Genomic DNA, 22,008 nt, shown 5'->3' with positions numbered 1-22,008 from the left:
TCCCGGGGCCACGGCCCGAGGTCCCGGGTGAGGCGGCAAAGCCGTTGCTAGCGTCCGCCCCATGAGCATCGACACCACGTGGGCCTACCGCGTCGCCGCACCGCACCGCTTCGAGCGAGTCGAAGAGTCACCTCCGCTGTCCATCGACCCGGGCGAGCTGCTCGTCGAGCTGACCGCGGGGGCGGTGTGCGGATCGGACCTGCCCTTCGCTCGCGGGGCCATGGTGCCGGCAGGAGGTCGCGGACAGGCCGGACGGCCCATGCACGAGGTGGTGGGACAGGTGCTGTGCTCAGCCCACCCCGACTTCGTCTCCGGGGACCGGGTGGTGGGCTGGGCATCCAACTGGGACGCGCTGCGACAGGTCTTCATCACGTCCGGCGATCAGGTCGCGCTGGTGCGGATGACTGCTCCTGACACTCACGTCACGGTGGCGCAGTCGGTGGCGTGCCTGATGACCGTGTTTGATCGGCTGGGGCCGCTCGATGGGCGGTCGGTCGCGATCGTGGGGGTCGGGCCGTTCGGCCTGATGGCCAGCGCGCTCGCCCGCCATCACGGCGCGGGTCCCATCGTGGGGGTCGACCCCGTCGATCGCTCCGCTGATGCCGCGGGCCTGCCCATTGACGCGCTCGTACGCGACACGTCGCGAGGCTGGTCCTCCGGCCTATCGGAAGCCGACCGACCCGACGTGGTGCTCGAGATGGTCGGACACCAGACATCGACTCTCTCGGACGCGATGCGAGCCATCGCTCCGGGGGGAACGGTCGTCGCATTCGGTGTGCCCGACGATGACTGGTACGCCCTGCCACTGCGCGAGTTCTTCCGCCGCGACGGCACGCTCATCACGGGCGTCACGCGGGATCACCGCGCCATGCTCGAGCTCGCCCAGGACTACTTGATCGAGAATCCCGCGCTCGCAGAGCACATCGTCACCCATGTGTTCCCCGTGAGTCAGGTCGAGCGTGCCTTCGCCGCGGCCATGCACCCGCGTCCAGGACAGCGCAAGGTCGTGCTGGAGGTCTGACCGCACCTCAAAGAACGAGCGCCTCCACCACCTCGAGCGTGACTGGAGGCTTCGCGAGCGCCCGAGCAAGCGCATCGGCGCTGCGGACCGCGGTGTGCGGGACCCCGTAGCCCGCACACAGCGCACCGATGTTCGCACCGTGCGGTGTCGTGAAGACCCGTTCGACGTGCTCGCGGGGGGCCGAGGCGTGCTCCAGTTCGCCAAAGATCGTTCCGCCACCGTCATTCGTGACGACGATGCGCAGGCGGGGGCGCTGCTCGAGCGGCCCGATCAGCAGACCTCCCACGTCGTGCAGGAACGTCACGTCGCCCATGAGCGCGTGCGTGGGCTGGCCCGCTGCAAGCGCCACGCCGACCGCGGTGGAGACGGTGCCGTCGATCCCCGACAGCCCACGGTTCGCGATCAGAGTGGGGACCTCTCCGGGTTCGCACACCGGGCCCACCCTGTCGACCGCGCGGATGGGACCGGACGAGCCGACCACCGCGATGTCGCCCTTGCCGAGGGGAGCCATGAAGGCGTGCGCAACGGCATCCCCTCCCCAGGTCCGCGAGGAATCCTCGAACTCGGATGCCGCCTCGCGCCAGCTCGCGAGCCACGCGGAGTCCCCCAACTCGAGCTTGCCGTCGCTGCGAGTCAGCCACGACGACGGAACGGTGCGCACCACCTGGTCCGCGTGGCGCGGGGCCTCTCGCCAACGTGCGCCGTGTGCGGCGACGATGAGGGAGGGCGCGCGCGCGATGAGCTGCTGGATGGGCCGCGACAGCGTGGGCCTGCCGATCACCACCACCTGGTGCACCTGTTCGGCCAGTCTGCGGCCGGCCTCGCCCTCCAGCACGCTCACGTAAAAGCCGATGCACGCGTCACCGGCTCGCGCGCCCGACGTGGGCTCGGCGAGCAGCGGCCATCCGTGTGCCTCCGCCACCTCGCGGGCGACCTCTCCGGCGCAGTCGCCCGCGACCACCACACCGCGCTCGACGGCGGGCAACGGCGCGGGCAAGTCTGCAGCGGTGAGCACGCGCGTGCCGTACGACGGCGTGGTGTCGATTCGCGGCGGCGTCTGCCACACACCACCGTCTGCCTCGAGCGGCTCGCGGAACTCGATGTTGAGGTGGACGGGGCCGGGTGTGCCGGTCATGTCGTCACGTGTCGGGTCACCCATAGCGATTGCCACAGCTTGTGCCGCGAGGCTCGCGGCTCGTCCCGGACCCTCATCGCAGGTAGGCACCGGCACCTCCGCGCTCCATCGAGCGAAAGTGGCGAAGATGCCGCCTTGATCCGTGGTCTGGTTGGCACCGACCCCCCGCATCTCCCCCGGCCTGTCCGCCGTGATCAGCAGCAGCGGGACACCGCTGTGATGTGCCTCCATCACGGCCGGCAGCAGGTTTCCCACAGCCGTGCCCGAGGTCGTGATCATCGCCACCGGACGGGGGACGTCGGTGACCGCGCGACCGCGCGCGATGCCTAGCGCGAGGAAGGCGGCCGAGCGCTCGTCGGCGCGCACGTGCAAGTTGACGCGCGGTGCACCGAGCGGCGGGTTACCGCCCCCGGCCTCCGCGAGCGCATGCGCCAAGGGTCCGGAACGCGAACCGGGACACAGGACGAAGTCCCTGACGCCCAGGTCATACAGCGATGCGATGAGCTCGCGCGCAAAGGGGGCGGACGGGTTGTCATTCACGCAGTGACCTCCATTGGTCTGAAGCCGATGCGCCCGGCCTCGGGCACGAGCGTAGCCACAACAGTGTCGGTAGCCAGCAGCATTCCCGTGCCGAGTCCGCACGCGAGCGGCTCCTCGGGAAGCGCGCAGGCGAGAGCGATCCCGGCCGCGAGTCCCACCGAGGACTCCATCGAGCTCGCGATGACCACGGGCCGCGGCGCGACCTGGTCGGCGACCTCAAGCGCGCGCCGGACCCCTCCCAAAGGGGATGCCTTGAGGATGAAGACGTCCGCCGCATCGGCCGCAAGTACCGCATCCGCGGAGCCGGGGATGCGGATCGCCTCGTCAGCCGCGATGGGCACGTCGACCATGCGGCGCAGGCGCGCGAGGTCGTCGATGCTCTCGCACGGCTGTTCGACGTACTCGAGTCCATCCACCCCACCAGAGCGAGCGGCCCGGTCGAGTTCACGGATCGCGCGCACGGCCTCGTCGACCCCCCAACCGCCGTTGACGTCGATACGGATCGCGCCGCCGGCGCCGAGTGCATCGGCCACCGCCTCGATCCTGGCAGCATCATCCGCCAGGGTCCCCCCGCCCACCTTGACCTTGGCGGTGCGAGCGCCGCCGGCGGTCGCGTAGTCGCGGGCACGGTCTGGACCAACCTCGGGGACGATGCTGTTGACGGCCACCGAGTCGCGCACCGGGGCGGGCCATTCGCCGCGCGCGGCCTCCATCGCGGCATTCCACCAGCGGCCTGCTCGCTCGGGCGAATAGTCGGCGAACGGGGAGTACTCGCCCCAGTGCGAGGTGCCGAGGGCGTCGGTGCCCCGGATCAGCACCCCGGAGCGGCTCGACACGCCCCGGAACCGAGTGCGGAGCTCGACGGTGAAGGGCCGGAACTCCATGTCGCACAGACTAACCCGCGCACCTGGTCGACCCGTGCATCGGCCGCATTTAGGACACACCATCACAATCTGGGCATCGGGCCGCTCGCGGGCCCGCCGCGAGGCCTTCGCCGACCCGCGTGTCCGGCGAGAGATGTTCGGAAGCGTCCAGGGACGGGTGCGGCGGGCTGCCCGCGCCGCGCGACTACGCTGGCTCGCATGAGCGACATCCCGGCGCAGGTCTCTGACACGTTCGATGCCGAGCAGTGGCGCGCGATCGACGGCTTCCCGGATGGCGACATCACGTATCACCGGTGGGTGACCCGCGAGGGCGGCGAGGAGCGCGATCTTCCCGCGGTTCGCATCGCCTTCAATCGCCCCGAGGTGCGTAACGCCTTCCGCCCCCAGACGGTCGACGAGCTGTACAACGCGCTGGACCACGCGCGCCAGAGCGCGGACGTCGCGGCCGTCATCCTCACCGGTAACGGCCCCGCCCCCAAGGACGGCGTGTGGGCCTTCTGCTCGGGCGGCGACCAGCGAATTCGCGGCAAGGACGGTTACCTCTACGAGGGCACGGCGGCCGATGCGCCCGCGCACGGCGGGCGCCTGCACATCCTCGAGGTACAGCGGCTGATGCGCACCAGCCCCAAGGTCATCATCGCGGCCGTCAACGGCTGGGCGGCCGGTGGCGGGCACTCGCTGCACGTCGTCGCGGACTTGTCGATCGCGTCGATCGAGCACGCACGCTTCAAGCAGACCGATGCGGACGTGGGCTCGTTTGACGGGGGCTACGGTTCGGCGCTACTCGCCCGCCAGGTGGGCGACAAGCGGGCGCGCGAGATCTTCTTCCTGGCGCGTGAGTACTCGGCGGAGGACGCGCAGGCGTGGGGCGCGGTCAACGAGGCGGTGCCCCACGAGAAGCTCGAGGAGACCGCGCTCGAGTACGCCAAGGCGATCGCCACCAAGTCGCCGCAAGCGATCCGCATGCTCAAGTTCGCCTTCAACCTCGCGGACGACGGCCTTGCGGGACAGCAGGTGTTCGCCGGCGAGGCCACGCGCATGGCCTACATGACAGACGAGGCGCAGGAGGGACGCGACGCGTTCCTCGAGCGGCGCGAACCCGACTGGACCCGTTTCCCGTACGCGTTCTGACAGTCAGTGCCGGACAGGGCACCGCGAGGCCTTAGAAGCGACAACCAGTGCCGGACACGGTCAGCAATCACCTGTCCGGCACTCATTGTCGGATTCCGGACGTGACTGCTTGCTGTCCGGCACTGTTTGACGTTCGCTAGCTGAAGTCGACCGAGCCGCGGCCGGCGCCGCCAGATTCGGGCACCAGTTCGACCCAGGTTTTGCCCGGCAGGAACGTCACCTCTTCGCCGTCCTCGGTGGCGAGCACATACGGATCGCTCTGTCCCGCCTTCGACCACTCGATGGGGATATAGGAGTTGCCCGACGCCGCGTAGCCCGTGCCGCCGTCGCGCACGATGATCGTCTCGGGTACCGATCCCCCACCGGGTCCGCGGCCGGTCTCTCGAATGTCGACCCACAGCACGATCACGTTCGTCGCCGACAGCTGAACCCCATCGGAGGTCACGTGCGGCGCGCCGCCCTCGGAACGCATCCACGCACCGTCCTCGGTGTCCCAGTCCCACGAGGGCTGCATCTGTGGCGAGATGTCGAGGTCGATCTCGGACACCGCAGTGCCCTCGGTGACCACGGTCGACTCCTCACTGGGATAGGCGTACTCGAACTGCTGAGGAGGCGCGGGGAGGTCGGACGCCTGCGCAAAGAAGTCTTCGAGCGTGCCATGAAGGTTGTGCGGTGCCGGCTTGTTCGAGGTGCGGAAGAACCCGTAGCCCCCCACGTCCTCCGCGATGAGCGTCATGCCAGTGGCAGCGGCATCGTTGATGAACCGCCGTTGGGCTCCGGAGAACACCAGCGGGCCCTCGAAAGAACCCGCGATGTTCTTGTCCATGGGCCGCAGCGACCGGATCGGCCCCACCGTCTCCGGGGTGTCGGAGTGGAAGACCGCGACGAGGCGGGAGATGCCGTACTCGACCTGCTCCTCGAAGACGATGTCGGCCGCGTCGAGGTTGGACTGCGGCCGCGCGTTGGTGGAGTTCTCGATCTTGATCGCGAGCGCGGGCCGGTCCAGAGCGGCGGGGTCGGCCTCGGTGGCGTCGACTCCCGTGAGCGGCCACACCACCTCGGGACGCGGGTCCGGCGGCGGGCTGGGCGCCGCGGACCGTGACGGGGTGGGCGAGGCTGTCTGTGTGGTGGCCGGAGGCTCGACCACCTCGGCCGAGGAGCACGCCGCGAGCAACATCGCACCCGCCATGGCCAAGGCGATCACGGACACGGCACGCTGGGCTCTCATGCGCGCCAGTCTAGGCGCGCCCTACGCTGGATCCATGCACTACGCCCGGCTCGTCGACGAAGGACTCGCAGCGGTCGACTCCGCCCTGTCCGGACGCGCGCGCGGAATCGCCGTGAGAACCTCGGGCTCGACCGGGAATCCTCGCGAGGCGCTACTCAGCACGGCGGCGCTTCACGCGTCGGCGACCGCGACTCTCGCGCGCCTCGGGGGGCCCGGCCACTGGCTGCTGGCGCTGCCCGCCGACCGCATCGCCGGCGCGATGGTGGCGGTTCGCGCACGCATCGGCGGCACCGAGCTGATTCATGCGGGGCTGATTCACGCGGGCGGCGGACCGTTCACGGCCGCGGGATTCGCCCATGCCGCTGGCACCATGCCAGCGGGACGCCGCTATGTGTCCCTCGTGCCCACACAGGTGCGCCGCCTGCTCGCCGATCCCGCAGGCGCCGAGGCGCTCGCCGGCTTCGACGCCGTCCTGGTGGGAGGCGCACCTCCGGGGATGACGCTGCCGCGGAACGCCGTCGAGACGTACGGCATGACGGAGACGTCCGGCGGCTGCGTGTACGACGGCGCGCCCCTGGAGGGAGTGTCCGTACGGATCGACGACGACGGACGGATCATGATTGCGGGGCCGATGCTCGCCGACGGTTTCGCGGACGGAGACGACTCCGCCTTCGTCGAGCGAGATGGCGAGCGCTGGCTCCGCACCGGCGATGTCGGCGAGCTGGTCGACGGCCGGCTCGCAGTGTTGGGCCGGGCGGACGACGTGATCCTGACGGGCGGGGTGAATGTCCACCCGGTGCCAGTCGAGCGGGCTCTGCTGGCGCACGGCGCCATCGCCGATGCGGTGGTGGTCGGGGTGCCCGACCTTCAGTGGGGCGAGCGGGTGGTGGCGCTCGTCGCGGTCGCACCGGGGGCCTCCGTCACACTGGACGGCTTGCGTTCGACCCTGAGGCTTGAGCGCGCGGAACTGCCCACAACCGTCCTCGAGGTGGATTCCATTCCCCGTACCGCTGCTGGCAAGATCGACCGGTACGCCGCACGCGCGATCGCCGCGCGCACCGCTGCCGAGGAGGCATCATGACCACCGGTTCCGACTGGATCGCAGGCGCGCGACCGCGCACCCTGTGGACCGCGATCTCTCCCGTCGTGGTGGGCTCAGCCAGCGCCGCGGCAATCGGCGGGTTCGGGCTCCTGCCAGCCCTCCTCGCTCTCGGCACGGCACTCGCGCTGCAGGTCGGATCGAACTACGCCAACGACTACTCCGATGGCGTCCGCGGCACGGACGTGGACCGGGTGGGGCCGGACCGACTGGTCGCCTCCGGCCGCGCGACCCCGAGCGCCGTCAAGTCCGCGGCCTTGGTCTCCTTCGGCATCGCGGGGCTGCTGGGCCTCGCGCTCGTGGTCGAGTCGGGGATGTACTGGCTGCTCATCGTGGGTGCGTTCGCGATCTGGGCGGCGTGGCATTACACCGGCTCCGACCGCCCGTACGGCTACTCGGGGTGGGGCGAGCTGAGCGTCTTCGTGTTCTTCGGACCCGTGGCGGTGCTGGGGACGATGCTCACCCAGGCCGGCGAGGTGCGGTGGTGGGCGGTCGCGGCCTCGATCGGCGTGGGGCTCTACGCCGTCGCGCTGCTGATGGTCAACAACATTCGTGATCTCGACACCGATGCGCTGTCCGGCAAGCGCACCCTCGCCGTGAAGCTGGGCTCCCATCGCGCGCGACAGCTGTTCGCCGCCACGGTCATGCTGCCGGTATTCACCGCGGTGGTGGTCGCCTTCGTCCATCCGTGGGCGCTGCTCGCGACGGTGGTCGCGCTGCCGAGCCTGTACTTCGCGATCGCCATGCGCATCGACGGCGCGGTCCGGGAGCAGGTGCAGCTGCCGTCTGGCGGCCTGAAGCTCATCTTCGCGGGGCTGTCCGCTGTGGGCCTCGTCTACGGGCTCGCGCTCGCAATCGGCATCGCCCTCTAGCGGGGCTCCTCGCCGTCCGCGCCTTCCGACCTGCCCACGTCGTCCGCACCACCTGTGCGGCCGATCTCCGCGTCCTCCTCGTCGTCCGCCTCGCGGATGCTCCGCTGCGAGCGGTCGATGATGCTTGCCATCTGCTCCTGTGCCGCGCGCCGCATACCAGGCAGGACGAGGTACGAGATCAACCACGCGAGGATGAACGCCGCGATCACTGCGATGACGTCAAACCACCCGATGAGCCACAGCACCGCGAGCACCGCGAGAAAGATCCCGGTGCGGGCCGCCCAATACGCGAACACCTTCATGTGACCAACCTACCGGCGCGTAGAATGGACAGATGCTCCGCCTGCTGCTGCTCCTCCTCTACATCGCACCGGCGGTCTACTGCGTCACCGAGGTGGTGCAGCACCCGGAGAACAAGCCCTACGGCCTGCGCAAGTGGGTCTGGGTGCTGATCATCGTGCTTGTGCCCCTGCTTGGCGCGGCCGTGTGGCTGTACCTGAAATGGGCCACCGGCTCGGGCGGCCGCCCGCAGCGTCGGGAGCCTCGCGCCCCCGACGATGACCCCGAGTACCTGAGCTGGCTGCGCAGCCAGGCGCGGCGTCGTCGTCAGCGCGGCGAGGGCGACGGGCCGCTGTCTCCCTGACGCTCGCCGTACAGCGACAGAATCTGCTTGCCCACGACGGCGACATCGAAGCGCCGCACCCGCTCTGCCTGCTCGCGGTGCAGCTCGGCGCGCAACGCGGAATCGTCGATGAGTCTCGCGAGCGAGCGCGCAAAGGCGGACGTGTCCCGCGGATTCACGCTGACCTCGGACCGCTCCCCCAGCACCGACAGGTAGCCGAGGTTGTCGCCGCCGATCACCACGCCGGATCCCGAGGCCATAGCCTCGATGAGCACGATCCCAAAGCTCTCGCCTCCGGTCGCAGGAAACACGGCGATGTCGGCGTCTGCGTAGAAGCCGGGCTTGTCCTCCTCCGAGACGAAGCCGGTCAGCGTGACCATGTCGCCGAGATCTGCGGCAGCGACGGCCTCCACGACCTTTTCTCGCAGCGGCCCCTTGCCGCCGATGCGCACGTCGAGTCCTGCGCGCATCGGCGCCGGGAGCGCGGCCACAGCCGCGACCAACTCGAGCACGCCCTTGCGCTCGACCAGGCGCCCAAGGAAAGCCACGACCAGCCGGTCGTCCGCTCGCGGGGAGCGGGGCGCATCGGCGAAAAGGGCGGTGTCGATCGCGCACGGAATCACGGTGGCGTCGATGCCGAACGAGGCCCGTGCGAACTGTGCGGCCGGCTCCGACACCGCGCAGAACTCGTCGAAGCGTCGCAGGTTGCGCCGGAGCCACACCCCTAGCGCTCGAGTCGCGGCTGCGCTGACTCGTCCCGAGGGCAGGATGTGGAAGGTGCCGACGATCCGGACCGTCCGGGCCTGCACGCGCCGGGCCTCGTCCACCACGCGCGCCGCGAACAGCGGCGAGTGCGGGATCTGGACGTGGATGACGTCGTAGCGCTGCGCCTCGAGGAAGTCGCGAAGCGCCGCACGCGAGGTCGGCAGCGGGATGCGGAGGCCATTGCCGTTGAACGTCACGCCCACGTTGCGCGCCAGCGAGTGGACGGTGATGTCCTCGCGAGTGGCGTCGGAGCACACGTAGTGCACCTCGTGGCCCTGCCGCTCCAGGTACGCGCCGAGCGTGAGGACGTACTGCTGCACCCCGTCAGGGCGGTCGATGCTGTCGTCCAGCACCATCGCGATCTTCATGCGGCTCAGGCGTACGTGTGCATGCCCTGGAAGTACAGGTTCACGACGGTGAAGTTCATGATCAGGGTCACAAAGCCAATGAGCGCGATCACGGCGCTGCGGCGTCCCGCCCAGCCCTGGGTGGTGCGCGCGTGCAGGTAGGCGGCGTAGACGACCCAGATGATGAAGGACCAGACCTCCTTGGGGTCCCAGCCCCAGTACCGGCCCCAGGCGTGCTCGGCCCACACCGCGCCGGCCATGACGGTGAACGTCCACAGCACGAAGCCGACGGCGTGCAGCCGGAAGGACAACGCCTCGAGCGTCGGCGGCGAAGGCACGGCCTCGAGCCACTTCCAGCGTCCGAGCAGCCGGGCGTTCGCGTTGCGCCAGCGGCGGATGGGCCCTCCAGAGGCAACCGGACCCTCGTCGCGATAGTCCCGCATCAGCTGCAGCACCGTCGCGACGGCGGCCACGATGAACACCCCGGTCGCGATGATTGCGATGGACACGTGGATCACGAGCCAGAAGCTCTGCAGCGCCGGCTGCAGGCCGGTGGACGCCTGATACAGCGTGGTGAGGCCGATCCCGAGCGCGATGGTCGCGAAGCCCGTCACGCCGGGCGCAAGGTAGGAGACGTCGCGGCGGCTCTGGACGATCAGGAAGACGACCACGGCGACGAACGTGCCGGTGATCGTGTACTCGTACATGGTCGACCACGGCGCGTGCCCCGCCTCGATTCCGCGCGTGACTACGCCGATGCCGTTCAGCAGCGCCCCCACGAGCGTGGTCGAACGCGCGATGCCTGTCGCCTTGGAGGCGACGGCGGGCTGCCGTCCGGCCGATGCGGTCGGGGGCGATGCGGCAGCGTCGCCTGCGTGCGGCGCACCGACGGCGGCGGCGACCTTGCCCTTCGCGGACGCCTTGGCGTCCGCGACGCGAGAGAGGTGGATCGACGAGGCGACCATGGCGATCGCGTACAGCGCAGCCGCACCCCACAGGGCGATCCAACTGAGCTCCTGAGCGTTCATGAGTCCTCCCTGCGCATCAGCTTCCCGGTGACCTGAGCGAGCACCCTGTCGAGGTCCTCGCGCACTCCCATGTCATGTGCGGGAGCCCAAGCGGCAGCCGTCACCACTGTAGTATCCGCGTCGCCTTGCTGGCCCACGGGGGCTACCAGCCACAGCCGGCGGCGAGTGCCGAACAGGCTCAGCGAGAGACCGACGAGCGCACCGACAGAGGCGGCCAGCAGCCACGGCAGCGATGGGTCGCGGCGCAGGTCGAAGGCCGCGAACCGCGGCAGCGACTCCCACGTGACGGACCCCAGGCCGTCGGGCAGCTCGACGGTGTCTCCGGGCTCCATGACGAGCACCAATGGCTCGCCGTCGTCGCCCCTCACCGGGCTGAGCTGGGACTCGTCCAACTCGTAGACGTTCTGAGGCACGCCGTTGTCGAGACCGAGGTCGCCCGCGAAGGCCTCCAGATAGATCACCGGGTTGGTGGGCGACGGGTGGAGCGACGTCGCCGCGGCGCCCTCGGTCATCGCGGTGGGCAGCAGGGTGCCGGAGAAGCCCAACTGATCGCCGTCGGTCACGTCGGGCACCTTCAGCACCCCGGTCGACGTGTACACGGCGTCTTGAGGAAGGAACGGCACCGCGCCTTCGAAGGCGACGTTGCCCTCGGAGTCCGTCACCGTGAACACCGGCGCATAACCGTTGCCCTGCAGGTAGATCTTCGCGCCGTCGACCTGGATGGGCCTGTTGACCTGCGCCTCGACCGACCGCGGCTCCTGCCCGGGTTCCGTGAGCGTCGTGTACGCGGTGAACTCGTCCGGATTCCCGTCAAGGCCGAACACGGCATCGAAGCGGTCCAGCCTGAGCGTCCACGGGCTCAGCTGCTCTTCCGAGAACAACGCGCCCGACTCGTAAGAGTCGTAGGCGACCACGGCGTTCGAGAACGTGTCGCCCTCCACGATGAGCGCCTGCCCGCGATACGTGAGCACTGATCCCGCGGCGACAGCGAGCAGGATCCCCACGAGTGACACGTGGAAGATCAGATTGCCCAGTTCACGCACGTGCCCCTTGTGGGCGGACAGCGCGAGCTCGGTGTCAGCTTGCGTGTCGCGGCGGGGCCGCTCGTCGACGCGGATGCGGTAGTCCGCGAGCCAGCGCCACCAGCGTGGGCGGCGGAGCGCGATACGCCCGCCGGGCAGCTCTCCGAAGGCCGAGGGGCTCAGTGCCTGTTCCGTCGTCCAGATCACCGAGCGCGCGTCCTGGTTCGCCGTAGCGGTGACCGGCTCGAACCGGTCCAGGCGGGACGGCGCTGCAGGCACCGGTTCCCGCAGGTCCCGCCAGTACACGAGGCAGCGCGGGATGATGCACCCGATGAGGGACGCGAACAGCAGCAGGTAGATGGCCGTGAACCACGCGGAACCGAAGACATCCAGGAATCCCAGCCGGTCGAGCACGGGTCCCCAGAACGGATACTCGTCGAGGAAGGCGCGGGTGTTGCCGGCGTCCTGGGGCCACTGCGGCAGCACCGAGCCGGGGATCGCGGCGAGCGCGAGGGTCAGCAGCAGGATCAGCGCGACCCTCATCGAGGTGACCTGGCGCCACATCCACCGCAGCCATCCGCGCGGGCCCAGCCGGGGAGTCTCCGCGTACGCGTAGTTGTCGATCCGCAGGCGCGCCATCAGATCGCCACCCAGAACCCGTCGATCCAGCTCTGCAGGAGACCCGTCAGGCGCCCCCATAGTCCCGTCACGAGCAGGACGCCGAGGATCACCAGCATCGCGCCGCCGGCCAACTGCAGGCCGCGGCGGTGGCGTCGCAGCCAGCCGAGCACCGCGCCGGAGCGTTCGAACCACAGCGCGAGGGCGAGGAACGGCAGGCCGATCCCCAGGCTGTAGAACACCGCGAGCAGCGCGCCGCGCCCCACGGTGCCCTCGTTGAGCCCCAAGGTGATGACGGCGCCCAGGGTGGGTCCCATGCACGGGGTCCAGCCCAGCCCGAACACGATGCCGAGCAGCGGCGCACCCGCGAGACCGGCCTTGGGGCTGATGTGCAGCCGGCGCTCGTTCTGCAGGAACGGCACGGCCCCCATGAACGCGAGCCCCATGAGGATCACGAACACCCCGAGCACGCGTGTGACGATGTCCTGCTGCGCGGCGAACTGGGCACCTGCGGCGGACACGACCACGGCGAGCGTCACGAACACTGCGGAGAATCCCAGGATAAACAGCAGCACCCCGAGGACCAGGCGCGGCCTGCGGCCCTTGGCCCCCGCATCGGCCCCCGCCATCCCGGAGAGATAGCCCACATAGCCGGGCACGAGCGGCACCACGCACGGGGACGCGAAGCTCACCAGACCGGCGAGCATTGCGATCGGGATGGCCGCGAGCAGGGAGCCGGTGAGCACCTGCGAGGAGAAGTCGGAGCCGATGCCTGCGGCCAGGGACGTCAGCATGGAGACGGGATCACTCCCCCGCCGAGTCGACGAGCGCGCGCAGCGTGGACGGCTCGACCGAACCGACGACGCGGGCCGCGACCCGACCGTCGTGGTCGAGCACCAGCGTGGTGGGAACAGCGTTGATGGCCACGAGCCCCTGCAGTTGGGCGATCGCCCGGCCGTCGGAATCGTCGATGCTCGGGTACTCCACGCCGAAGGTGCGGTCGAAGGCCAGCGCGGTGGCCGCATCGTCCCGGCTGTTGATGCCGATGAGTTGCACCCCGTCCTGCGAGTCGATGTCGACCAGGTCCGGGGCCTCCGCGCGGCACGGCGGGCACGAGGCGTACCAGGTGTTGAGCAGCACCACCTCGCCGCGGTGGTCGGCGACATCGACGGGCTCTCCCTCGAAGGAGGTGCCCGACAGGTCGACCGGCTCGCCGCGATCCTCGGGCGCCCACTCGGTCACCGTGCCGTCGCCGCTGACGTAGCCGGGGGAATCGGCGGCGTCACCAGGGGCGCACCCCGCGACCCACAGCACCAGCGCGATCACGACTGCGGCGAACACGACCAGGCGTGCGCCCCGTCTCATGCGGGGACCTCGATGTGCGCCGCCGGCTCGCGGTAGGACATGGCGATCGGCTCGCCGTCACGAAAAGTGAAGCTCGTGAGGGACGCCAGGCGGCACTCGCGCGTCCGGGGGTCGTGCAGGTAGCTGCGCTTCTCGAAGGCCAGGCGCGCCACCCAGATGGGCAGCTGGTGGCTGACCATCACGGTGTCGGAATTCGGGTTCGCCTCCGCGGCGTCGCGGATCGCGGCCCACATGCGGTCCCGCTGCTCGACATAGGGCTCGCCCCACGAGGGGGCCCAGGGGTTGCGCAGCAGCCACCAGTTGCGAGGGTGCATGAAGTCGGCGGCCCCCGACTGCAGCGGCTTGCCCTCGTACGCGTTCAGCGCCTCGATGACGCGAGCATCGGTGACGATGTCTACCCCGAATGCCTCCGCTAGCGGTCCGGCCGTCTGCTGGGCGCGCAGCAGCGGTGACGCGACCACGCGTCCCACGGGGTTGCCGATCGCGACCAGATCGTCCGCCACCGCCTGCGCCATCGCCTCGCCCGCCGCGGACAGCCGGAACTCCGGCAGGCGCCCGTACAGGACCTTGTCCGGGTTATGGACGTGGCCGTGGCGGAGCAGGTGGACGACGGGCATGGTACCTATTGTCGCCCAGCGTCATGCGAGCGCGGAACGCACGCGCTCGGGGTCGATTCGCCAGAATCCCGCCACCTGGCCGTCGACGATCACCACTGGCACCTCGTCGGCGAAGCGCTCGAGAAGCCGGTCATCGGCCTCGACGTCGACTTCACGCCACGCCACCCCCGCCTCTGCGCAGACGTCGCTCACCACCGCACGGGCATCCGGGCAGAGGTGACAGCCCTTGCGGGTGATGAGGGAGACGCGGACGGCCATGAACCACAGGATACGAGCGCGCAACGTGCCGTGGGTAGGCTGGTGGGGTGACTCCTTCCCCAGGGCACGACGGCGCCGCTACCGTCGCGGCGTTCTTCGACGTGGACAACACCATCGTCCGCGGCGCATCCGCCTACCACATCGCCCGCGGCCTCCAACAGCGCGGGTACTTCCGCTGGCGCGACATCGCGCACTTCGGGTGGGAGCAGACCAAGTACACGCTCTTCGGGGAGTCCCGCGAGCAGCTCGACGAGCTTCGCGACGAGGCGCTCGGCGTCATCAAGGGCTGGTCCGCCGCAGAGATGGCTCAGGTGGGCGAGGAGGTGTACGACGAGGTCCTCGAGCTCCGCATCTTCCCCGGCACCAAGGCAATCATCGACGAGCATCGCGCGCAGGGCCACCAGGTGTGGCTCGTGACGGCTTCCCCCGTCGAGATTGGCCGCGTCATCGCCCGCCGGCTCGGTGCGACCGGCGCGCTTGGCACGGTCGCGGAGCAGAAGGACGGGCACTACACGGGTCGCCTGGTGGGCGACTTCCTGCACAAGGAGAAGAAGGCCGCCGCAGTGCGCCGGCTCGCCGAGGACGAGGTCCTCGACCTGGACCGCTCGTTCGCCTACGGCGACTCGGTCAACGACGGCCCCATGCTCGAGGCCGTCGGCAATCCCTGTGCGATCAACCCCGACACCAAGCTTCGGCACCTCGCGGTCGAGCGCGGATGGCCCATCGAGGAGTTCCGCAAGCGCCGCAAGAACGGCCGGCGCGGCGTCGTGAAGGCATCGCTGACCGGCACGGTGTGGGCCGGCCTCGCCGTGGTGCGAGGCGTGCGGGGCGCGGTGCGCGGCGTCGCAGGACGCGGTGTTCCAGGGCGCGGCAAGCCGGCCGATGCGGTCGAGACTTCCCACGCGGGCGACGCTCGGTCGCTGTAGCGCTCGCGCCGAAGCGTCTGCGCGCTGGCAGGCACCCAACGCTGATCCAGGGCCTTTCTCGACCCTGACCGACTGCTGGCGCGCACCGCGTGCGCTTGGACACAACGAAGCCCGCGCCACCTCAACGGCGGCACGGGCGACGTGACCTTGGCCGGGTCTCACCCGGCGGCGGAACTACTTCTTGTTGCGGCGCTGGTGGCGCGTCTTCCGAAGCAGCTTGCGGTGCTTCTTCTTAGACATGCGCTTGCGCCGCTTCTTGATGACGGATCCCACGGAACCTACCTCAGATAGTCGGACATACTTGGGCGTCCAGTGCGCGCTGGACGCGACAGACGAGAACTCAGCCTACCGTGCCCGAGCGATGGTCGTCATCCTGCGCCTCGAAACCGCCCTGCAGGGTGGCCTCTTCCATGAATGCCTCGACCGCTGTGGCGGGCACGCGAAAGGACCGTCCGAACCTCACGGCGGGCATGTCACCGGCGTGAACCCACCGGTAGACAGTCATACGGGAGACGCGCAACATCTCGGCGACCTCAGCAACCGTGAGGAACGTTGTGCGCGAGGCGCCATTGTCAGCCATGCAGTCCAGTCTCCCTCATCCGACATCCGGCAGGTCTATCGGCGGGATGTTCCCTCTACTGTAGGGGCAGAAGTGACTGTTGTGAAGTGTGTGATTCGTGCCGATGATGATAATGACGGCGGAGCGCGCTGGCCGTCGTACCGTTCGCAAGCCCCCTGGTAGCAAGCCGCGAAGGAGTCGCATGGAGAAGATGCGCGACGCCCGCTCGGTCGTCGGCGAGTGGGTCGGTCACGTCGCCGTGCGGTCCCCCGCGAGACTGGCTCTCGGCGCCTTCGCCTCGGTCATCCTGCTGTTCACCGGGCTGCTGTCGCTCCCCGGGGCCACGGCATCGGGAGAACGCGCCCCTTTCATCGACGCGCTCTTCACCGCGACCTCCGCGGTCTGCGTCACCGGACTCGTGACCGTGGACACCGGGTCGTACTGGTCAGCCTGGGGACTGGCGATCATCGCCATCGGCATCAAGGTGGGCGGGCTGGGCATCATGACGCTCGCCTCGCTCGTGGGGCTGGCCGTCTCCAAGCGCCTGGGCCTCACCCAACGCCTGCTCGCAGCCGGCGAGGCTCGCGCCACCGGCCTCGGCGATCTTCGATCGCTGCTGCGCACCGTCGTTGTGGTGTCGTTCTCGATCGAAATCGTCATCGCGCTGATCCTGCTGCCCCGGTTCCTCACCCTCGACTACGGGGTCGGTCGCTCGATCGGCTACTCGTCCTTCTACGCCGTCTCCGCCTTCAACAACGCGGGCTTCACGCCCGACCCTGCCGGTCTCTACCCGTACGCCGACGACTTCTGGATGCTGGTGCCGATCGCCCTCGGCGTCCTCATCGGCAGTCTGGGCTACCCCGTGTACCTCAACATGGTGCGTGGCTGGCGGCGGCCTCGCATGTGGTCGCTGCACACCAAGCTGACGCTCATCACAGTCGGCGGACTCATGTTGGTCTCCGCCGGCTTCCTCGCGATCTTCGAGTGGAGCAACCCCAACACCCTCGGGGCGGCCTCAACCAACGAGACCATCGGCAACATCTTCTTCCAGTCGATCAACCAGCGTTCGGGAGGCTTCGCGTCCTTCGACGTGGGCCAGGCGCGCGAGACCACGTGGCTGCTGGAGATCGTGCTGATGTTCATCGGCGGCGGGTCCGGCTCCACCGCTGGCGGGATCCGCGTCACCACCCTTGCCGTGCTGCTCCTTGCCATCGTGGCGGAGGCTCGGGGCCGCCGGGACATGGAGGCCTTCGGCAAGCGCATCGGCACCGAGGTGCTGCGCGGCGCGGTCGCGATCACGATGATCGGGGTGAGCGTCATCGTGATCGGCACGGCGGTGTTCATGGCGCAGACCGACATCACTCTCGACCGCGCTCTCTACGAGACGGTCTCGGCGTACGCGACCTGCGGCCTGAGCACCGGCGTCACTGCGGGCCTGCCTCCCGAGGCCAAGGGCACTCTCATCGTGCTGATGTACGTGGGCCGTGTCGGCTCGCTCACCATCGCGGCCGCGCTAGCGTTGAGCAAGCAGCGCCGGGTCATCCGGTACCCGGGAGAAAGGCCGATCATTGGCTAGCAAGGACACCACCGCATCGGGCGTGCTCGTCGTCGGGCTCGGACGCTTCGGCTCAGCGCTCGCGGACACCCTGGACGCCATGGACGTCGAGGTCCTGGCCGTCGAGCGCGACTCGGACCTCGTCGAACGCTGGTCCAAGCGCCTGCCTGTGGTTCAGGCGGATGCGACCGACCCCCGCGCGCTCGAGCAGATGGGCGCTGAGGAGTTCTCCGCGGCCGTCGTCGGGGTCGGCACCTCGCTCGAGGCGTCCGTGCTCATTACCGGGAACCTGGTCGACATCGGCATGCCGGAGATCTGGGCCAAGGCCATCTCGACCGAGCACGCGCGGATCCTGCGGCGCATCGGCGCCCACCACATCGTGTTCCCGGAGTCCGATGCGGGGGCCAGGGTGGCGCACTCCGTAGGCGGCCGCATGCTCGACTACATCGAGATCGACGAGGGCTTCACGATCGTCAAGATGAAGCCCCCGCTCGAGACCCACAACTTCTCACTCGCCGAGCTGAAGCTGCGGGACAAGTACGGCGTCCAGGTGATCGGCGTCATGTCCCCCGGCGGCGAGTTCGAGTACGGCTCGCGCGCCACCGTCATCCACGCCGAGGACCTGCTCGTGGTCGGCGGGGACGGCGACCTCGTCGAGAGGTTCGCCCAGCGGCCCTGACGCTGCGTCGGAGCCGCTACACCACCCCGAACGCGAGCATCGCTCCCGCAACTCGCGTGAAGCCGCCGATGTTCGCGCCAGCGACGTAGTTACCGGGGGTACCGAACTCGTCCGCTGTCGTCAGGCACCGCTCGTGGATGTCGCGCATGATCACGTGCAGGCGCTCCTCCGTGTACGCGAAGTTCCACGAGTCCCGGGAGGCGTTCTGCTGCATCTCGAGGGCGCTGGTTGCCACGCCGCCTGCGTTCGCCGCCTTGCCCGGCGCGAACAGCAGGCCCGCCTCCTGGAAGGACCGCACCGCCTCGGGAGTCGAGGGCATGTTCGCTCCCTCCGCCACCACGGCGCAGCCATTGCGAATCAGCGTCTCGGCGTGGGCACCCTGCAGCTCGTTCTGCGTCGCGCACGGCAGCGCCACGTCGCACGGGACGTCCCAGATCGACCCGTCGCTGACGAACGTCGCGCCGTTGCCACGCTCTTGCACGTACGTCTCAATCCGTTCGCGCCGGTTCAGCTTGATGTCCTTGAGCAGCTCCAGGTCGATTCCCGACTGCTCCACGACGTACCCGGCCGAGTCCGAGACCGCGATCACGATGCCGCCCAGCTCGCGGACCTTCTCCGCGGCGTAGATCGCAACGTTGCCCGATCCCGAGACCACCACGCGCCTACCGTCGAGCGACTCGCCTCTGGCGTGGAGCATCTCCTGCACGAAGAACACGGTGCCGTAGCCGGTGGCCTCGGTGCGCACCTGAGATCCACCCCACGTCAGGCCCTTGCCCGTCAGCACGCCCGACTCATAGCGATTGGTGATGCGTTTGTACTGGCCGAACAGGTAGCCAATCTCCCTGGCGCCCACCCCGATGTCGCCGGCGGGGACGTCCGTGTACTCACCGATGTGACGGTAGAGCTCCGTCATGAAGGACTGGCAGAACCGCATGACCTCGCCATCGGACCTGCCCTTGGGATCGAAGTCCGAGCCGCCCTTGCCGCCCCCGATCGGCATGCCGCTGAGGGAGTTCTTGAAGATCTGCTCGAAGCCGAGGAACTTGACGATGCCCAGGTTGACGCTGGGGTGGAACCGCAGCCCGCCTTTGTAGGGGCCGAGCGCCGAGTTGAACTCGACGCGGAAGCCGCGGTTCAGTTGCACCTTGCCGGTGTCGTCGACCCACGGGACCCGGAAGATGATCTGCCGCTCCGGCTCACACAGGCGGCGAATGACCTCCGAGTCCGCGTACTCGGGGTGCTTGGTGACCACCGGCCCGAGGCTCTCGAGAACCTCGCGGGCCGCCTGGTGGAACTCGTGCTCCCCTGGGTTGCGGCGCTCGATCTCGTGGAGCACCGGAACCAGTCGTTCATGCAGAAGCGCCATGGGCCCTTCCCTTCTGGATTGGCCCCGGGCTCCGGATCAGGTCCGGGCGTCTTCCCGGGGCGAGCGGGTCAACCGACCGGAAACGCTCCGGCGATGACAATGGCTCGATCACCTCGCGCCCTCGCGAGGATCAGCTCGTCACTCACGTGCGTTCCTGCGCCACGATCCCTGATCCACCCGTCTCAGCGCGAGATAGGTATTGGGACGAGAGCGTACCCGCTGCCGGACCGGCGGTCGTGCCCAACTCCACGAACTCAGGCGTCGAGCACGCCCCGAGTGACCGAGTCCCCGCTGTGCGTCGGCACACCGTCGAGCGGCTCGACAGAGATGTCCACGATGGGGAACTCCCCGACGTCGAAACCCTCAGGAAGAACGAACTCGCCGCTGCCGTCCGTCAGGTGTCCGAGGCTCACCATGCCGTCGATGGCCTCGTCGATCAGCCACACCTCAAGGTAGGCGCCCTCGAGATCGCGGGCATCCGTGTCGACCACGAGCACCTGTGTGCCGTCAGCACGCGTCTCGAGCACGGCAGCTCCTGCAGGGGCCTCGGACGAGAGATCGGTGAGCGGTGCCTGCGCCACGACCGATGCGTCGCCGCCGCCCGCACCGATTCCCAGTGCCACGCCCACTCCGACGCCTCCCACCACGATTCCAGCGGCAGCGGCGGCCGCGAGCGTCCACCGAGAGCCGCCACGCTCCCTGCGTGACGCAAGCTCATCGGAACCGCTCTGAGGGGCCTCACGCGGGGGCGCATCGGCCGTCGTGGACGCTCCGAGGACGTCAACGCTGGACTCGCCGTCCGAATCGAGCTCCGCGACCACGGAGTCCCACACGCGATCGGGAGGCGTGAGCAGCCCGGTGCCGGGTCCGGCGGCCTGGACGCGGGCGAGCATTGCGCGCAGCGACTCCAGCTCGTCCCGACAGTCGGCACAGCCCGCCGCGTGCTCGGCATCCGACTCGCGGCCGCCGCCGAGCGCCAGCTCAGCGAGCGCGTCGTCATCAAGATGCGACATCGGACACCTCCCATCGGTCTCGTAGTTCGATCAATCCACGTCTGATATGGCTCTTCACTGTGCCGAGCGGCATGTCCAGCCGCCTGGCGATCTGCTCATGAGTCTCGCCCTCGAAGAAGGCGAGCGACACGATCGTCGCGCGCGGGTCGCCCAGCGCATCGACCTCGTACGCCAGCAGCACGGCATCGGCATCGTCTGGCGTGGCCGCGTCCGCCGGCGTCGAGTCCTTCACCGCCTCGAGGCGCCGATGCTCACGCGAGCGAGCCTCGAGCGCATCAGCGATCCGCCTCTTCGCGATGCCCACGACCCACCCCCGCAGGTCTCCCCGCACCGGGTCGAAGCCGTCCCGTCCTCGCCACGCCGAGACGAAGGTCTGCTGCGTCACGTCCTCCGCGTCTGCGGCGGAGCTCAGGGATCGCATCGCCATCGTGTAGACCAACGGCGATACGTCACGATAGAGATCCTCGAGAGCGCCGTCCTCGCCGGCGGCAAATGCGCGTGCCCGATCGCCAGTGTCGTGCCGAGGCGAGGGAACCACTGCCATCCGGACGGGCTCCTTGTCTCTCACGACGGCGCTCACCGCACCGACTCTTCGACGGGCGTCGCGTAGACCACGACGTTGTCCTCGTAGTGTCCCGTATCCCAGTCGAAGCGTCCACCACACGTCACGAGCACCAGCTGGGCCGGTCCGGCGCGATCGAAGACCAGGCCCATGTCCACTTCGCGCTTGTCCGTCTTCTCGACCTGCCTGACCTCGTAGGCCGTCTCGTCGCCGACGGCGTTGGCGACCACGATCCGCGCCCCTTCATCGACATCCAGGAGCCTCGAGAATGGGCCTAACCCGATCACCGCGTCATCGACGTGCGCTGCCAGCACCGCGTTGCCGCGGTCGCCCCCCGGAGTAGGCCCGTAGCGGTACCAGCCGGCCGTCGCGGCGGAGGTGGGAATCTCCATGGCACCGTCCTCCTCCAGGCCCACGTCGGTCACCGCCATGTCGATGCCGAGAGAGTCCACCACGAGTCGCTCTGGCGGCGGGACGCGAAGTTCCGCAAGAGACTCGGGCGACGTGTCCGAGATCTCCACCTCGCCAAGGAAGACGGGCGCCCTGACTTCGCCCACGGTCTCACCCGAAGGGGACGGGCTGACGACGGCACCGTCTCCCGACGGCGCTGTCGCGGGAGCGTCGTCCGCCACCGCGCACCCGGCCAGCAGGACGCTCATGAGCACTGCAGCGAGCGTTCGCATGGGGAAATCCTCTCAGGCTCGGGCACCGGCGGCAGGGTTACGCGGTGCGATGGTGGGGCGTTCATTCACGCGGGAAGCGGGGGCACGCCCGGCTTGGACGTGCCCCCGCGTGA

General features: G+C 69.3%; 25 protein-coding genes. 8 read left to right on the top strand and 17 right to left on the bottom strand.

Going from position 1 to position 22,008, the window contains the following annotated elements; all coding sequences use genetic code 11:
• Nucleotides 1–61 precede the first annotated feature (61 nt).
• Complete coding sequence (locus ACNI3K_RS03750; RefSeq protein WP_419390512.1) at nucleotides 62–1,021, top strand: zinc-binding dehydrogenase; 960 nt, start codon at nucleotides 62–64, stop codon at nucleotides 1,019–1,021.
• 7 nt (nucleotides 1,022–1,028) lie between these two features.
• On the opposite strand, the gene menD is transcribed toward ACNI3K_RS03750, so the two are convergent.
• Together menD and ACNI3K_RS03740 are read right to left on the bottom strand one after the other, a co-directional pair.
• On the bottom strand, nucleotides 1,029–2,696 hold the full coding sequence (gene menD, locus ACNI3K_RS03745) for a 2-succinyl-5-enolpyruvyl-6-hydroxy-3-cyclohexene-1-carboxylic-acid synthase (protein WP_419390511.1): 1,668 nt from the start codon (nucleotides 2,694–2,696) through the stop codon (nucleotides 1,029–1,031).
• Nucleotides 2,693–3,580 (bottom strand): o-succinylbenzoate synthase, encoded by an 888-nt coding sequence (locus tag ACNI3K_RS03740; protein ID WP_419390510.1) that lies wholly within the window; start codon nucleotides 3,578–3,580, stop codon nucleotides 2,693–2,695. The genes menD and ACNI3K_RS03740 overlap by 4 nt, the downstream gene beginning before the upstream one ends.
• 198 nt (nucleotides 3,581–3,778) lie before the next feature.
• On the opposite strand from ACNI3K_RS03740, the gene ACNI3K_RS03735 reads away from it, so the two are divergent.
• Nucleotides 3,779–4,711, top strand: a complete 933-nt coding sequence (locus tag ACNI3K_RS03735; RefSeq protein WP_419390509.1) for a 1,4-dihydroxy-2-naphthoyl-CoA synthase — start codon at nucleotides 3,779–3,781, stop codon at nucleotides 4,709–4,711.
• 136 nt (nucleotides 4,712–4,847) lie between these two features.
• Here the strand turns inward: ACNI3K_RS03735 and ACNI3K_RS03730 are convergent, their stop codons facing one another.
• Entirely contained in the window at nucleotides 4,848–5,939 is a 1,092-nt protein-coding gene (locus ACNI3K_RS03730; protein WP_419390508.1) for a DUF3048 domain-containing protein, read from the bottom strand.
• Nucleotides 5,940–5,973: 34 nt separating this feature from the next.
• On the opposite strand from ACNI3K_RS03730, the gene ACNI3K_RS03725 reads away from it, so the two are divergent.
• Together ACNI3K_RS03725 and ACNI3K_RS03720 are read left to right on the top strand one after the other, a co-directional pair.
• On the top strand, nucleotides 5,974–7,020 hold the full coding sequence (locus tag ACNI3K_RS03725) for an AMP-binding enzyme (RefSeq protein ID WP_419390507.1): 1,047 nt from the start codon (nucleotides 5,974–5,976) through the stop codon (nucleotides 7,018–7,020).
• Nucleotides 7,017–7,910 carry a 1,4-dihydroxy-2-naphthoate polyprenyltransferase gene (locus tag ACNI3K_RS03720; protein WP_419390506.1) on the top strand — a complete coding sequence of 298 codons (894 nt, stop codon included), beginning with the start codon at nucleotides 7,017–7,019 and terminating at the stop codon, nucleotides 7,908–7,910. Before ACNI3K_RS03725 ends, ACNI3K_RS03720 begins: the two co-directional genes overlap by 4 nt.
• Here the strand turns inward: ACNI3K_RS03720 and ACNI3K_RS03715 are convergent.
• Entirely contained in the window at nucleotides 7,907–8,212 is a 306-nt protein-coding gene (locus tag ACNI3K_RS03715; protein ID WP_419390505.1) for a DUF4229 domain-containing protein, read from the bottom strand. The two genes, ACNI3K_RS03720 and ACNI3K_RS03715, sit on opposite strands and share 4 nt — an antisense overlap.
• 32 nt (nucleotides 8,213–8,244) lie before the next feature.
• On the opposite strand from ACNI3K_RS03715, the gene ACNI3K_RS03710 reads away from it, so the two are divergent.
• Nucleotides 8,245–8,553 carry a PLD nuclease N-terminal domain-containing protein gene (locus ACNI3K_RS03710; protein WP_419390504.1) on the top strand — a complete coding sequence of 103 codons (309 nt, stop codon included), beginning with the start codon at nucleotides 8,245–8,247 and terminating at the stop codon, nucleotides 8,551–8,553.
• Here ACNI3K_RS03710 and ACNI3K_RS03705 read toward each other — a convergent pair.
• Genes ACNI3K_RS03705 through ACNI3K_RS03675 form a run of 7 tightly spaced genes read right to left on the bottom strand, consistent with a single transcriptional unit; the run spans nucleotide 8,517 to nucleotide 14,552 of the window.
• On the bottom strand, nucleotides 8,517–9,665 hold the full coding sequence (locus ACNI3K_RS03705; RefSeq protein WP_419390503.1) for a glycosyltransferase family 4 protein: 1,149 nt from the start codon (nucleotides 9,663–9,665) through the stop codon (nucleotides 8,517–8,519). The two genes, ACNI3K_RS03710 and ACNI3K_RS03705, sit on opposite strands and share 37 nt — an antisense overlap.
• 5 nt (nucleotides 9,666–9,670) lie before the next feature.
• Nucleotides 9,671–10,672, bottom strand: a complete 1,002-nt coding sequence (ccsB, locus tag ACNI3K_RS03700) for a c-type cytochrome biogenesis protein CcsB (protein ID WP_419390502.1) — start codon at nucleotides 10,670–10,672, stop codon at nucleotides 9,671–9,673.
• Nucleotides 10,669–12,333 (bottom strand): cytochrome c biogenesis protein ResB, encoded by a 1,665-nt coding sequence (gene resB / locus ACNI3K_RS03695; protein ID WP_419390501.1) that lies wholly within the window; start codon nucleotides 12,331–12,333, stop codon nucleotides 10,669–10,671. The genes ccsB and resB overlap by 4 nt, the downstream gene beginning before the upstream one ends.
• Nucleotides 12,333–13,106, bottom strand: a complete 774-nt coding sequence (locus ACNI3K_RS03690; protein WP_419390500.1) for a cytochrome c biogenesis CcdA family protein — start codon at nucleotides 13,104–13,106, stop codon at nucleotides 12,333–12,335. Before ACNI3K_RS03690 ends, resB begins: the two co-directional genes overlap by 1 nt.
• A 10-nt stretch (nucleotides 13,107–13,116) precedes the next feature.
• Nucleotides 13,117–13,677 (bottom strand): TlpA family protein disulfide reductase, encoded by a 561-nt coding sequence (locus ACNI3K_RS03685; protein ID WP_419390499.1) that lies wholly within the window; start codon nucleotides 13,675–13,677, stop codon nucleotides 13,117–13,119.
• Complete coding sequence (locus tag ACNI3K_RS03680; RefSeq protein WP_419390498.1) at nucleotides 13,674–14,294, bottom strand: histidine phosphatase family protein; 621 nt, start codon at nucleotides 14,292–14,294, stop codon at nucleotides 13,674–13,676. The genes ACNI3K_RS03685 and ACNI3K_RS03680 overlap by 4 nt, the downstream gene beginning before the upstream one ends.
• 21 nt (nucleotides 14,295–14,315) lie before the next feature.
• Nucleotides 14,316–14,552 (bottom strand): glutaredoxin family protein, encoded by a 237-nt coding sequence (locus ACNI3K_RS03675; protein ID WP_419390497.1) that lies wholly within the window; start codon nucleotides 14,550–14,552, stop codon nucleotides 14,316–14,318.
• Nucleotides 14,553–14,599: 47 nt separating this feature from the next.
• Here ACNI3K_RS03675 and ACNI3K_RS03670 point away from each other — a divergent pair, with 47 nt between their 5' ends.
• The gene (locus ACNI3K_RS03670) at nucleotides 14,600–15,478 is read left to right on the top strand and encodes an HAD family hydrolase (protein WP_419390496.1); all 879 of its coding nucleotides are present in this window, start codon (nucleotides 14,600–14,602) and stop codon (nucleotides 15,476–15,478) included.
• Nucleotides 15,479–15,652: 174 nt separating this feature from the next.
• Here ACNI3K_RS03670 and ACNI3K_RS03665 read toward each other — a convergent pair whose 3' ends face one another.
• Together ACNI3K_RS03665 and ACNI3K_RS03660 are read right to left on the bottom strand one after the other, a co-directional pair.
• Complete coding sequence (locus ACNI3K_RS03665) at nucleotides 15,653–15,751, bottom strand: 30S ribosomal protein bS22 (RefSeq protein ID WP_005504750.1); 99 nt, start codon at nucleotides 15,749–15,751, stop codon at nucleotides 15,653–15,655.
• 67 nt (nucleotides 15,752–15,818) lie between these two features.
• Nucleotides 15,819–16,058, bottom strand: a complete 240-nt coding sequence (locus tag ACNI3K_RS03660) for a helix-turn-helix domain-containing protein (RefSeq protein ID WP_419390495.1) — start codon at nucleotides 16,056–16,058, stop codon at nucleotides 15,819–15,821.
• Nucleotides 16,059–16,239: 181 nt separating this feature from the next.
• On the opposite strand from ACNI3K_RS03660, the gene ACNI3K_RS03655 reads away from it, so the two are divergent.
• Both ACNI3K_RS03655 and ACNI3K_RS03650 read left to right on the top strand, forming a co-directional pair.
• Nucleotides 16,240–17,613, top strand: a complete 1,374-nt coding sequence (locus ACNI3K_RS03655) for a TrkH family potassium uptake protein (protein ID WP_419390494.1) — start codon at nucleotides 16,240–16,242, stop codon at nucleotides 17,611–17,613.
• The gene (locus ACNI3K_RS03650) at nucleotides 17,606–18,271 is read left to right on the top strand and encodes a potassium channel family protein (protein WP_419390493.1); all 666 of its coding nucleotides are present in this window, start codon (nucleotides 17,606–17,608) and stop codon (nucleotides 18,269–18,271) included. Before ACNI3K_RS03655 ends, ACNI3K_RS03650 begins: the two co-directional genes overlap by 8 nt.
• A 16-nt stretch (nucleotides 18,272–18,287) precedes the next feature.
• On the opposite strand, the gene gdhA is transcribed toward ACNI3K_RS03650, so the two are convergent.
• The 4 genes from gdhA to ACNI3K_RS03630 form a co-directional block, all read right to left on the bottom strand.
• Complete coding sequence (gene gdhA, locus ACNI3K_RS03645; protein WP_419390492.1) at nucleotides 18,288–19,637, bottom strand: NADP-specific glutamate dehydrogenase; 1,350 nt, start codon at nucleotides 19,635–19,637, stop codon at nucleotides 18,288–18,290.
• 254 nt (nucleotides 19,638–19,891) lie between these two features.
• Complete coding sequence (locus ACNI3K_RS03640; protein ID WP_419390491.1) at nucleotides 19,892–20,650, bottom strand: anti-sigma factor; 759 nt, start codon at nucleotides 20,648–20,650, stop codon at nucleotides 19,892–19,894.
• Nucleotides 20,637–21,230: an RNA polymerase sigma factor gene (locus ACNI3K_RS03635; RefSeq protein WP_419390490.1), complete on the bottom strand. Its 594-nt coding sequence runs from the start codon at nucleotides 21,228–21,230 to the stop codon at nucleotides 20,637–20,639. The genes ACNI3K_RS03640 and ACNI3K_RS03635 overlap by 14 nt, the downstream gene beginning before the upstream one ends.
• Nucleotides 21,227–21,895, bottom strand: a complete 669-nt coding sequence (locus ACNI3K_RS03630) for a class F sortase (RefSeq protein ID WP_419390489.1) — start codon at nucleotides 21,893–21,895, stop codon at nucleotides 21,227–21,229. The genes ACNI3K_RS03635 and ACNI3K_RS03630 overlap by 4 nt, the downstream gene beginning before the upstream one ends.
• Nucleotides 21,896–22,008: the final 113 nt, after the last annotated feature.

Origin of the sequence: Demequina ureilytica (assembly GCF_048553575.1) — a bacterium.
GTDB lineage: Bacteria > Actinomycetota > Actinomycetes > Actinomycetales > Demequinaceae > Demequina.
Note: the sequence above shows the minus strand (reverse complement) of the source record. Positions and strands in the feature narration are given on the sequence as shown.